At 62.9% G+C, this 12,230-nt stretch carries 8 protein-coding genes; 2 read left to right on the top strand and 6 right to left on the bottom strand.

Annotated elements, in window-relative coordinates:
- The first annotated feature begins 328 nt into the window (after positions 1–328).
- Both ACFYE3_RS12225 and mfd read left to right on the top strand, forming a co-directional pair.
- Entirely contained in the window at positions 329–934 is a 606-nt protein-coding gene (locus ACFYE3_RS12225; RefSeq protein ID WP_387609471.1) for a PIG-L deacetylase family protein, read from the top strand.
- Positions 935–1,075: 141 nt separating this feature from the next.
- Positions 1,076–4,795 (top strand): transcription-repair coupling factor, encoded by a 3,720-nt coding sequence (mfd, locus tag ACFYE3_RS12220; protein WP_387609469.1) that lies wholly within the window; start codon positions 1,076–1,078, stop codon positions 4,793–4,795.
- 150 nt (positions 4,796–4,945) lie between these two features.
- Here mfd and ACFYE3_RS12215 read toward each other — a convergent pair whose 3' ends face one another.
- The 6 genes from ACFYE3_RS12215 to ACFYE3_RS12190 form a co-directional block, all read right to left on the bottom strand.
- Positions 4,946–5,389, bottom strand: coding sequence for a hypothetical protein (locus ACFYE3_RS12215; RefSeq protein WP_387609467.1), 444 nt, complete (start codon positions 5,387–5,389; stop codon positions 4,946–4,948).
- A 253-nt stretch (positions 5,390–5,642) separates the two neighbouring features.
- Positions 5,643–6,080 carry a hypothetical protein gene (locus ACFYE3_RS12210; protein ID WP_387609466.1) on the bottom strand — a complete coding sequence of 146 codons (438 nt, stop codon included), beginning with the start codon at positions 6,078–6,080 and terminating at the stop codon, positions 5,643–5,645.
- Between the two features lie 211 nt (positions 6,081–6,291).
- Positions 6,292–7,392, bottom strand: a complete 1,101-nt coding sequence (locus tag ACFYE3_RS12205; RefSeq protein ID WP_387609464.1) for an endonuclease/exonuclease/phosphatase family protein — start codon at positions 7,390–7,392, stop codon at positions 6,292–6,294.
- Between the two features lie 367 nt (positions 7,393–7,759).
- The gene (locus ACFYE3_RS12200) at positions 7,760–8,515 is read right to left on the bottom strand and encodes a WbqC family protein (RefSeq protein ID WP_387609564.1); all 756 of its coding nucleotides are present in this window, start codon (positions 8,513–8,515) and stop codon (positions 7,760–7,762) included.
- A gap of 1,108 nt (positions 8,516–9,623) precedes the next feature.
- The gene (locus tag ACFYE3_RS12195; protein ID WP_387609461.1) at positions 9,624–10,685 is read right to left on the bottom strand and encodes a glycosyltransferase family 4 protein; all 1,062 of its coding nucleotides are present in this window, start codon (positions 10,683–10,685) and stop codon (positions 9,624–9,626) included.
- 185 nt (positions 10,686–10,870) lie between these two features.
- The gene (locus ACFYE3_RS12190) at positions 10,871–12,226 is read right to left on the bottom strand and encodes a hypothetical protein (RefSeq protein ID WP_387609459.1); all 1,356 of its coding nucleotides are present in this window, start codon (positions 12,224–12,226) and stop codon (positions 10,871–10,873) included.
- Positions 12,227–12,230: the final 4 nt, after the last annotated feature.

The following is a 12,230-nucleotide window of genomic DNA, read 5'->3' as shown; positions in this document are numbered from 1 at the left end:
AACTTGACGGTTTTTCGGGGGAAGCATGTTGTTGTCAGTGTCGGGCGCACTGTTGAGCCTTGCGGTGCTCGTCTACGTCCTTCCCAATGATCGCTATGTATCGTATAAGCGGCGCATCCGCAGTGTCCGGCCGCTGCGTCAGGCGGCGATCGTCGTCTACTCAGTACTACTTGTGCTCAACCTATGGTGCGCGGCGTCCATGCCCGGCTTGCTATGGCGCGACCTAATCGCTGTGGCAACCTTGGCCGCGACTGCGGCCTTCGGTTTTCTGGTTAGTGAACGCCGTCTACCCTCCGTGCTTCTGGCACAGAGACGGAGGGTTCTGGCCGTGGGGGCGCACCCGGACGACCTCGAACTCGCCTGCGGGGCGACCCTGGCCAAGCTGGTCGACGCCGGTCACGAGGTCCGCGGCCTGGTGATGAGCTCGGGGGAGGTCGGCGGCAACGAGAGCTTGCGCTCGGCCGAGGCCCAGCGCGGTGCCTCGTTCCTCGGCCTCACGGGGCTGCGGGTGCACGACTTCCCGGACACCGAGCTGGAGACGGCCAGCAACGACATGGTCCGGGCCATCGAGGCCGCGATCCGGGAGTTCGAGCCGGACGTGATCTTCACCCACTCCGCCCACGACCAGCACCAGGACCACTACGCGGTGCACCAGGCCACCCTGCGCGCCGCCCGGGCCCACCACTCGATCCTGTGCTACGAGTCCCCGTCGGTGACCCGCGACTTCGACCCGTCCGTGTTCGTGGACATCGACGGTTATTTAGAAGTCAAGGTCGAGGCCGTGCTCTCCCACCGGGACCAGGCCGGCAAGCCCTACATGACTCCCGGGCGTGTCCGCGGGATGGCCGCGTTCCGCGGGGCGCAGGCCAAGCACACTAGTGCGGAGGCCTTCGAGCCGGTCCGCCTGCTCGGCTCCGCGATCGGTGACCTCTGACCGGCAGGCCCCACTGAGCAAGCTGGGTTAGCTGGGTGCCCTGTCGGGGCCCGGGAGTAAGCTGGGACCCGCGAACGTTGGCTCCGACAGCCTCTGTGCTCCACCAGCACCTCACTCAGCGTCCCAGGAGACTGCTCACCCATGACCTTGTCCGGACTGCTCGCCGCCCTCGGGGCGGAACGCTCCTTCGCCAATCTCCGCACCCAGGCCGGCCTGCCGCCGGGGGAGCGCAGCGCCGAGACCGTGATCAGCGCCCCGGACGGGATGCGCGCGGTGCTCACGGCCCAGCTGCGCGGCGCCCTCGACGACGCCCCGGCCCCGGCCGACTTCCGCCCCCCGGTGCTGCTGGCCGTGACCGCGACCGGCCGCGAGTCCGAGGACCTCGCCGCGGCCCTGGGTGCGTACCTGCCGGCCGAGGAGGTCGCGGAGTTCCCGGCGTGGGAGACCCTGCCGCACGAGCGGCTCTCGCCCCGCTCGGACACCGTGGGCCGCCGCCTCGACGTGCTGCGTCGGCTGGCAGGCAAGGACACCGAGCGCCCGCTGCGGGTGGTGACGGCCCCGGTCCGCTCCGTGCTCCAGCCCGTCGTCGAAGGCTTGGGGGACATGGCCCCGGTGCGCTTCGCCCGGGGCGAGGAGCTCGACTTCGACGCCGCCGTGACCGCGCTCGCCGAGGCCGCCTACGCCCGGGTGGACATGGTCACCCGGCGCGGGGAGTTCGCCGTTCGCGGCGGGATCATCGACGTCTTCTCCCCGGTCGAGGACCACCCGGTCCGCATCGAGTTTTTCGGCGACGAGGTCGACGAGCTGCGCTGGTTCGCCGTGGCCGACCAGCGCACCCTGACCACCGGGGACCACCCGGAGCGGCTCGTGGCCCCGCCGTGCCGGGAGGTGCTCATCACCCCGTCCGTGATGTCCCGGGCCGCGAAGCTCAAGAACACCCTGCCCGGCGCGGAGTCGATGCTCGAGCGGATCGCCGGCGGCATCTATGTGGAGGGCATGGAGTCCCTCGCGCCCCTGCTGGTGGACGGCCTGGTGCCCATGCTGTCCCTGCTCCCGCCCGGCTCGCTCGTGGTGGTCATGGAGCCGGAGAAGGTCCGCACCCGCGCCCACGACCTCGTGGCCACCAACGAGGAGTTCCTCCTCGCCGCGTGGGAGTCCGCCTCGGACGGGCAGTCCGCGCCCATCGACATCACCTCCGCAGAGCACGTCGTGCGGAACGACGACGGCGAGGGCCGCACCCTGGCCTCCGGGTCCTTCCAGACCCTCGCCGAGGCCCGGGCCACTGCGCTGGAGACCGGCCTCGGCTGGTGGGCCGTGACCGCGCTCAACGTCAACGCGGTGGCCGGCCAGGACGTGGACGCGGACACCGCCGCGGAGGACATCGCGCTGATCGACTCGGACGCCGACACCCTCACCGTGGCCGCCCGGGACCCGCTCGGCTTCCACGGGGACGTCGAGGCCATGCTCGAGTTTCTGCAGGGCCGGGTGGCCGACGGCTGGCGCGTCGTCGCCGTCACCGAGGGCCCGGGCCCGCTGGCCCGGATCGCGGAGCTGCTGCACGAGGCCGGGATCCCCGCCGCCCGCCGCGAGACCCTCGCCGAGGAGCCGCGGCCCGGGATCGTGGAGCTCACCACGGCCGTGGCCGGCAAGGGCTTCGCCCTGGACGGGCCGCGGATCGTGCTGCTCACCGAGGCGGACCTGCTGGGCAAGGCCAGCCCGTACACCACCAAGGACATGCGCAAGCTCCCGGTGCGGCGCAAGCGCAACGCCGTGGACCCCCTGGCGCTGAGCCAGGGCGACTTCGTGGTGCACGAGCAGCACGGCATCGGCCAGTTCGTGGAGCTCATCCAGCGGCCCATCGCCGGCGCGATGATCAAGCCCGGCCAGCCGAAGCCCGTGCGCGAGTACCTGGTGCTCGAGTACGCCCCCTCCAAGCGCAATGGCCCGCGGGACCGCCTGTTCGTGCCCACCGACCAGCTCGACCAGGTCACCAACTACGTGGGCGGTGAAGCGCCCACGCTGTCCAAGATGGGCGGGACGGACTGGAACAAGACCAAGCGCGCCGCGAAGCGGGCCGTCCGGGACATCGCCAACGAGCTGATCCGCCTGTACTCGGCGCGGATGGCCTCCCGCGGGCACGCCTTCGCGGAGGACACCCCGTGGCAGCGCGAGCTCGAGGAGGCCTTCCCCTACATCGAGACGCCGGACCAGCTGACCACCATCGACGAGGTCAAGGCGGACATGGAGCGGGAGGTCCCCATGGACCGACTGATCTCCGGGGACGTGGGCTACGGCAAGACCGAGGTGGCGGTGCGCGCGGCGTTCAAGGCCGTGCAGGACGGCAAGCAGGCCGCCGTCCTCGTGCCCACCACGCTGCTCGCCCAGCAGCACGCCGAGACGTTCACCGAACGCTTCTCCGGCTTCCCGGTGCGCCTGGCCGCGCTCTCCCGGTTCCAGTCCGCCAAGGAGACCAAGGAGACGCTCGCCGGGCTCAAGGACGGGTCGATCGACGTGGTGATCGGCACCCACCGGCTGCTGTCCAAGGAGGTCCAGTTCAAGGACCTCGGCCTCGTGGTCATCGACGAGGAGCAGCGCTTCGGCGTGGAGCACAAGGAGAAGCTCAAGGCGATGCGCACCAACGTGGACGTGCTGGCGATGTCCGCGACCCCGATCCCGCGCACCCTCGAGATGTCCCTGACCGGGATCCGGGAGACCTCCACCCTGGCCACCCCGCCGGAGGAGCGCCACCCCGTGCTCACCTACGTGGGCGCCTACACCGACAAGCAGGTCTCCGCCGCCGTCCGGCGCGAGCTGATGCGCGAGGGCCAGGTCTTCTACATCCACAACCGGGTGTCCTCGATCGAGCGCAAGGCCAAGGAGATCGCCGAGCTCGTGCCCGAGGCGCGGATCGCCGTGGCGCACGGGCAGATGTCCGAGTCCCGGCTGGAGCAGATCATCGTGGACTTCTGGGAGAAGAAGTTCGACGTCCTGGTCTGCACCACGATCGTGGAGACCGGCCTGGACATCGCCAACGCCAACACCCTGATCGTCGACGGCGCGGACCGCTACGGCCTCTCGCAGCTCCACCAGCTGCGCGGTCGCGTGGGCCGCGGCCGGGAGCGGGCCTACGCCTACTTCCTGTACCAGGCCGAGAAGCCGCTCTCCGAGACGGCGCTGGAGCGGCTCAAGGCCGTCGCCGCCCACAACGAGCTCGGCGCCGGCATGCAGCTGGCCGTCAAGGACCTCGAGATCCGCGGCGCCGGCAACCTGCTGGGCGGGGAGCAGTCCGGGCACATCGCCGGGGTGGGCTTCGACATGTACCTGCGCCTGGTCGGCGAGGCCGTCGCCGAGTACCGCGGCGAGGAGGACGAGCGGCCCACCGAGATGAAGATCGAGCTGCCGGTCAACGCCTACCTGCCGCACGACTACGTTCCAGGGGAGCGGCTGCGCCTGGAGGCCTACCGCAACCTCGCCAACGCCGCCACGGAGGAGGCGATCCAGGAGGTCGCCGACGAGCTCGTCGACCGCTACGGCGAGGTGCCCGAACCGGTGCAGAACCTGCTCGAGGTCGCCCGGTTCCGGGTGGCCGCCCGCGCCGCCGGCCTCACCGACGTCGCGGCGCAGGGCAACATGGTCCGCTTCGCCCCGGCCGACCTCCCCGAGTCCCGGCAGATGCGGCTCACCCGCCTCTACCCGGGCGCCCAGGTCAAGGCGGTGCCCGGAACCGACACCTTCCAGGTGCTGATCCCCAAGCCCAAGACCGAGCGGATCGGCGGCAAGGACCTCGTGGACGGCGCGGTGCTCGCCTGGGCGCGCGGCGTGGTCGAGGCGGTCTTCGCCAAGGAGCCCGCCACCGCCTGACTCGAGAGCGCGGCAGCCGCCCCGGTCCACCGGGCACGGAAAAGGTCCCCTCCCGCTGCGGGAGGGGACCTTTGCGGTCCGATCCGTCGGCGCCGTCGCTGGACCTGTCGCCGCCGGACCCCGGTCAGCTGGGGTCCGGCCGATACGGTCCTACTCGGTGGCCTTGCCGTACTTGTCGTCGTGGTGGACGGCAGCGGTGTGGGTGTCGCGCTCACGGATGTCCCGGGGACCGTCGTCGAACTCGGCGGCGGTGCCGCCCCTGCCCATCCGGGGCACCTCGGTGGACGAGGGGACGTCCATGGCCACGGCGCGCCCGCCCACGGATTTCTTGGCGGTGCTGTTGTGCAGGATGGTCACCGGGATGAGCAGGGCCAGGGTGTAGAGGCCGAGGCCGATGAACCAGATCAGCGGGCTGTTGGGGTAGCTGGCGAAGGCGATGAAGCTGCCGATCATGATGGCCATGCAGACCGTGAGGAACACGAGGTTGTTGACCGTGCGTCCCTGGCCCGAGTGCGAGCGAACGGTGGCGCCACCGCTGCGGCCGGTCGACGCGTCCGCCGAGGTGCTGGTGGACGACTGGGCTCTGTTGGCCATGGATCTAACCCTTCTGGCGGTGGGAGGCGGCCGGTCACGGGCGGCCGCGAAGCATTCGCGTCCAGTCTAGTCCCACGGACCGACGCCTCGGACGTTCCGCGTGGCCACCTCCGGACGACAACGACGGGCGGCCCCGCGCCGACCCCACCCCACCCGTGCGGCCCCGGACGTTCCGCGCGGCCGCCCCACGGGAACCGCGACGGCCCCCGCCCGCGAGTGCGGGAGGGGGCCGTCGGTCGCCGTACGGGATGGACTACTGGGTGGCCCTGCCCAGGGCGTCGTCCTTGTGCTCCGCGCGGACCTGGGCGTCCCGGGTGCCGATGTCGCGGGGAGCGTCCGGGAAGCTCGCCGCGGTGGTGGGCTCGCCGGCGACCTCCGTGGTCGGCGGGACGTCCATGGCCAGGGTGCGCCCGCCCTCGGCCTTCTTGGCGGTGCTGTTGTGCAGGATGGTCACCGGGATGAGCAGGGCCAGAGTGTAGAGGCCGAGGCCGATGAACCAGATCAGCGGGCTGTTGGGGTAGCTGGCGAAGGCGATGAAGCTGCCGATCATGATGGCCATGCAGACCACGAGGAACACGAGGTTGTTGACCGTGCGTCCCTGGCCCGAGTGGGAACGCACGGTGGCGCCGCTGCGGCCGCTGGGCGTCGCGTCCGCCGAGGTGCTGGTGGACGACTGGGCTCGGTTGGCCATGGATCCAATCCTTCTGACGGTGGGAGCGGCCGGTCGCGCAGCCGCAAGGAGTCGGATTCATTCTAAGGGGTTCGGCTCGAGCCCGGCTCGTGAGTGGACTCCGCGGCGCCGCAATATAGCTGCAATCGGCATAGCCCAACTTGCGGGCAGATCAGGTTTAATCAATTGGCGGTTGATATTTCGGTGGGAGCAGACCCTCAATGGCCGTTGGTCATGAGTTGATGGCCCGATAGGAAACAGTCACGGCGCGATGATCCGATCGGCCGACGTCCATGAAGCTGATGCGGACGGGTTCCCAGAGGTTTCCATCTGCGAGCTGGTGATCAATGCTTGCTCCAAGAGGAGACGGCACAACCGTAGGCCAAGTGCCAACCGAACCCCTGCCCAGATGCGTGCCGGCGTGGATGCAATCACGGCCCATCACCTGTGCAATCTGCGTCGAGGATGCATTGAAGTCCCCGCCAACTATTGCGGCCTGCTGTCGGCAAGGAGCAACGGCCGCTTGCAGTTGCTGCGTCCAGACGGATGCCGGCACCTTTCCAGGGAGCGGTGCCGGAGGATGCACAGCGCTGAGAACGGGTCGTTCGGACCAGAGAGGCTCCGTGTCTGCGCGAGTGTTACTGACTGGTTGCACCGTGACCGCCCCAAACGCCAAGGATGGGCCGGGTGACTCATGATATATCCCCAGCTGTTCGGTCACGATGATCGCGACCTCTTCCTCCCCTGCTAGGGAAGATCCGCTACCCATAAACAGCTGACTCTGAATACCCCGCCAATGCAAGCGCTGAACCAGCTCTACTGCGACATCTCTGCTGGTTTCCACCAATAACACGGCATCAGCCGTGGTCTCCACAGTGACCTGGGCCAGGTCCGACGCAGAGGTGTCTCGAGCATTGAAGGAAAGCACCGTCAGATCGCCTTTGCCGATCGCCACCGCGGCGGATCCGGCCGACAGAAAGCCTCCCGCGCGATAGAACACCGCCCCTTCGACTAGTACAGCGGTGCTGAGAACAATAATCATCACTGTGAGAGCCGTCCTACGCAGAGCGCATGTAGCGGAAGCGCGGTGCAGCACGACTCCGGCACAGACGATGCACAGAACCATTATAAAGATCCCCACCATGGGAAGGGCATGCACCTGGACGATGGGATAGGCATTCCACAAACCAAAGGCATGTGAAGGTAGGAGCATGACAGGCCAACCCAAAGCTGCAATCAAGCACAGCGGAGAAAGAAACCGATTGAGGGTGCCATCGGAGCAACAAGCCGGCGACCCCGCTTCCCGAAGGGAATGTTTACGATCGTGGCCCATGACGACTCCGTATCTAGTCAATGTTCCAGCGTTGGGATGACCACCCATGATCGCGGGGGTTACGACGTGGAGGCCGACACGAACTACATCCAGCGTCGAAGAAAACGCAAACCACCGCGAAGCCGCCCAGCCACCCCCGAGGCAAGCTCGTGAAAATGATGAGCAATACTCCGCAACCGCTTAATCTGGCACCGCGAATGTGGTGATCAAACTTAACATGAGTATCCGGCCAAATATTCATGGCTGGGCTGAAAAATGAACAAGTGTCGGAAGTGAAGCTCCTAAAAAACTTATCTTTCCATTATTCACCACTGGTTGATCGAACCACGTCAGTACAATTCGCCAAAATTATATGCAACCGTCGCCGCTAAATCGCGCGCTCCAGCATGGGCGGCGCGAGAACTTTGTCGAACCAGTATTTGCGTTCGAGCATCGTGCGGCTATTGGAGCCGTGCCGGAGCAAGGTGTCTACAATCGAGAGCCTGCTGAGGTCGACTTCAGTGTCCGCATCTGATTCGCCGGATGCGGTGCGGACAATTTCTAGTTCCACTCCTGAATTCTCTATCAACGGAAGGTCCAAATATTCTAGTGCGCCAGGGCCAACCCGCATCACATTGCATCCAGTTTTCGCACATAAGTCGAGAAGACGATCTGTCTTCTGGCCTGTAACGTTCAAAGAACTGCTTCTTATCACCTTAACCTCCAAGCGCAGCAGGCGGATAACCATGTCGATAAAGGCCTCGTTCGCCTCGCGAAGGTGACTAAAGGTGTGCCCATAGTACTGCAGTACCTGTTCGCCAGCCTCGCCTCGTTGACCGAGCTTAGGATAAGCGTGAGTGATTTGACTCAAGTGCTTGCGTTCCCATCCCGAGGCGGCGATTTCAACATCTTCGATCAACTGTCCAAATCGTCCCTTCATTCGCACAGGAATGGTCAGCATGCGTCGCCCATCAACAGAATCCCAAATATGGTTACGGTTTTGCCATCCGTGCTTGACGAATTGAACGTCGTCCATAAGGACTAGCTGGTCGGCCTGGATGAGTCTTGCAAAATATCCGGGCCATGCCAGATAAGTCGGCTGGGAGGGGACCAAAACTTTCCTGGCGCCAGAATGGTTTTCCATCACGAGTGAATTCCTACTCTCTGCACAAACTTCCAATATTAAGTGAACCGTTTGGAAGCCGAAATGACTTCAAAGGGCTTCAAAAAGCCAGAGAAGCAAGGTATGAACGGGCTTCACATCACGTCGTGAAGACCCATGATCTTGCCAAATCTGACACGTACCAATCTGTGAAACGCAATCCTGCAACGTGGACGAGTGAATTGCCAGCTCTTTGATGACCGACGCGTGATCACCGGAAACCGGTCGAACCACCATTGAATCGATCTCAAGACAGAAAGTAAGCCTAAGGTCGATCGCTCGCAACGGCAGTGCGCATCCTTTCTGTGGCAGCGGAGTCGGCATGTTCGCCTTCACTCGAAAAGTGGACGGTATTCGCGTGATATTCAATCTGGCATTTTTCCCTCCACCAGAACCAAATGAACTTCCAGCCCCCTACGCAAGAGACGTACTCCCGACTTTGTCACTGCCCTGACACGCTCTTGCTTCTCATGCGCTCTATGCAATCAGCAATAGTTTTCGTCAACGACCACACCGGATCTTGCCGCCCGGCAGTCACTCCGGCCCTTGGCGAACGCAACGACTGAGCTTGTTGCAAACTCAACTCTAAGGGCACTAGTCGCGAGATTTCTAGGCATACTACAAAATGGTCCAAAAATGGCCAACTATGAATTTACTTTTGCGACAATTGCGGGCTTGAGGCCCTGTTATATGACAATGCATTTTAACGCGATCTTGAAACATTTTCTCAGAACTCATCGCTCAAAGTAATCAACATGGCAATCACGGTTACCACTTGCCGATTCACTATGTTCCCATCCATCGTTGAGTCGTTAGTATGCACGGAGAAGCCGCTACCCGTGCGCTCGACACGGTGGACTGAAAGTCATGCTGTTGACGATAAAAATCGTTCAAGTAGAAACCCCTGTCCAGGTCCCTTTAAAAATGTGAAACCCAATCGCAAAGAATACAACTGCTAATTGCTTAGGTGTGTCATCGAACCGGCTGCGTCCTTTATGCCGTTCGGTCTCGATGAACAGCTCCTAACGCCTAATGGAATGCGCTTGGGCAAGGAACGCCATAAAATTGAGAGGAACTTAGGATTGATGTGCTATTGGTTTATCGCCGCTCGGTAGGCCGCCGCCTGCCTGACAGCTGAAGTTTCCCAGTCGAAGCGCGATGCGAAGTTTCGGCCCGCTTGTCTGGCCTCCTCCAAATCCTCCGTCCGGTTGTAACGCAATGCGATTTCAGTCGACAGTGCGGTCGCATCAAAGGGCCTGACAAGCCAACCGGATCCAGGCGGCACTACCTCCCGCAGGCCAGGGATATCGAAGGCGATGACCGGCGTGCCCGTTGCCGAAGCTTCAATCGCAACGAGGCCAAAGGACTCCTTTCGTGAAGCTATGACGACCAATCGTGCGTTGCCAAGTAACTCGAACTTCTCTGCACCCTCCATCCAGCCCGTGAATCGGACCCGCTTGTTGAGCCCTTTGTCTCGGACCATTCTCAATACTTTGCTCTCGTCCGGGCCTGATCCAATGATGACCAAATCACCGTCAACGTTCTCGTGGGCGCCTTCCCAAGCGTCCAGCAGCAGATCAATTCCTTTGTCCAGAATATCCAGCCGCCCAATGAAAACAACGTCGTTCCCGAGCCTCGGCTCCACCTCCAGGGCTCGCGGGTCCAGTCCGTTACTAATAATATCGATATGAGCACTGTGATTAAGCTCGCGGAGGGCCTCTGCAGTCCCGCGCGACACCGTAACCAGTCGTTTGTGGGACCTTACTCCGGCCCGTTCCACGAGATGGAAGGGGAGTTTGTACTGGTGCCACTTTTCCTCAGCATCCAGCCACTGAACCATTCCAACAGTGGGCTTGCTTGTCCAAAGAGGGGCCGCCATGGTAGAAAAAGGCGCAAAGAAGTCTTCGACAACCAGATCGCATTCACCACGTCGGCGACGCACCTCGCAGGGAAGTCGACCGATGTAACCGAGCAATCGCGCGAGGCGTGTACGACCCGCACCGAATCCGACGGGGACATAGCGCACACCGTCCTGCCAACGTTCGACAGCGCCCGGGTAGGTTGTTGTCAGCACGGTAATGTGGTGGCCCTCTGCCGCAAGACGCTTGTTAATTTCATGAGTTCTTACAGAGCCCCCACCTGCGCTGGGCATCCGAGGATCCTCAAATCCCAAGTGCAGCACTCGCATCTGGCCCGTTCCGTTGTGCGCACATTGAGGCCGCCGGTCTGTTGACTCGGGTACCGATGATGTGTAGCTATTGGACGCCGACATGGTGTGTCTCCTAAAACTCCCGGGTATAGAAATAGCCGGCTATGGGTTCGCGTTGTCCGCGCGATTCATTGATAGGTAGAGATGCTTTTTCGGTAGTCATCGAGCCGCGGGTGTTGCGGCTCACTGAATAGATTGTCCTCAAAAGCCCACAGAAACATCGAAAGTCCGCATTCCGCCGCATAGCGAGGCGCATGTTTCATTTGATCCTGCAAGTCATCCGATTCCGAATGCCCGCCGGTATTTGAGGCATGAGGTGATCCCGGATTTTCCCCGATGACCTTCAAGCCGAATTTTCGGGCATTGGCAATGGTCCATCGCGACGAGGACCAGCGCTCTGCGTCCGGATTCGTAGTCAAGTCGATGAGATGGTCGACCGGGCTGCAAGAGTCCGTTGCTGGCGTTCGGGACCTTGCCTGAACGGCAGTCACGTCATCCAAGCCGGTCACGTCCGCTATAAGAGCATCTTTGTGCTCCCCTTTCGATAAGGCCCTCAGCTGGTCCGGATAGTAAAGACCTCTTTCGAGGCTCCCGTCTGGATCCTCTATGTTGACCAATTCAGAGGCGATGGCCTTCTGCAGTTGTGAGGGGTATGCGCCCCCGCCGGCGAGCGGCACATGGAAATTTCCTGAAAATCCGAGTCCTCGGAGCACATTCGCCTGCCAGAGTACGGCAGCTACCGGCGCCTCGGAGTACCAGCCAAACCAGGACCTCATTTGAGCTGGTGTCACTGCCTGCCCGCGCCAAGTGCCGTCTCCCGGTCTCCATCCAGGAAGCGGGGCTTGGCCCACGTCGGGCGGAACATTGTTTACCGCTGGATTAGCCTCATTGAAGGCCCAAAAGTTAGGGACTGAGTGTTCGGCGCGTTTTTTGCCCAGAGGATAGCCAAGCTCTCCACCTTCACTCGTACCGAGTCGGATGGCATGAATGGATGCGGGAGGGGCGATCCTTAGAACGTTGGCGGCGTGTTGCTCGAATGCTTGACGTACGTATTTGCTGAACACTATGTTGGGCACCTGTCCGGTATGAGGATCACCAGCTTGGTTCCAATATGTGCCGTTCGGCAAATCTCTCACCCATTCAGGCGCGTATTGTAGTCCCAGCCCCAATATGACTTTGATTCCGGCGTCTTGGCAAGTGGTAATAGCCGCGGCCAAATCGTCGGCGTACTCCCGATCGACTTGGCCGGGAATTGGTTCGAGTTGATCCCAAAGAACGTCCATTTGCGCCAATTCCACTCCAGCTCGACTCAACGCGCCAACACGATCCGCGGCACAGGTAGAATCCAGCACACCAAATGTTAACTTCGGTCCGACCGTTCCTGTCGAGTTCTGGTCGAGTGTAACTAGTAGAACTGCTCCGACAACGATGGCAATATTCCGGCTCAGACGTCGCTGGCGGAGCGGACGAAAAAAACTGGTCATGTGT

The sequence above is a fragment of the Kocuria arenosa genome (assembly GCF_042879215.1).
In the GTDB taxonomy this organism is placed as follows: domain Bacteria; phylum Actinomycetota; class Actinomycetes; order Actinomycetales; family Micrococcaceae; genus Kocuria; species Kocuria arenosa.
The sequence above is the reverse complement of the archived record's forward strand: the minus strand, read 5'-3'. Positions and strand labels throughout refer to the sequence as shown.

Bases quoted from the DNA above. Each gene is read 5' to 3' on its own strand.
- mfd (WP_387609469.1), top strand. From the start codon at position 1,076: ATGACCTTGTCCGGACTGCTCGCCGCCCTCGGGGCGGAACGCTCCTTC.
- ACFYE3_RS12215 (WP_387609467.1), bottom strand. From the start codon at position 5,389: ATGGCCAACAGAGCCCAGTCGTCCACCAGCACCTCGGCGGACGCGTCG.
- ACFYE3_RS12210 (WP_387609466.1), bottom strand. From the start codon at position 6,080: ATGGCCAACCGAGCCCAGTCGTCCACCAGCACCTCGGCGGACGCGACG.
- ACFYE3_RS12205 (WP_387609464.1), bottom strand. From the start codon at position 7,392: ATGGGCCACGATCGTAAACATTCCCTTCGGGAAGCGGGGTCGCCGGCT.
- ACFYE3_RS12200 (WP_387609564.1), bottom strand. From the start codon at position 8,515: ATGGAAAACCATTCTGGCGCCAGGAAAGTTTTGGTCCCCTCCCAGCCG.
- ACFYE3_RS12195 (WP_387609461.1), bottom strand. From the start codon at position 10,685: ATGCCCAGCGCAGGTGGGGGCTCTGTAAGAACTCATGAAATTAACAAG.
- ACFYE3_RS12190 (WP_387609459.1), bottom strand. From the start codon at position 12,226: ATGACCAGTTTTTTTCGTCCGCTCCGCCAGCGACGTCTGAGCCGGAAT.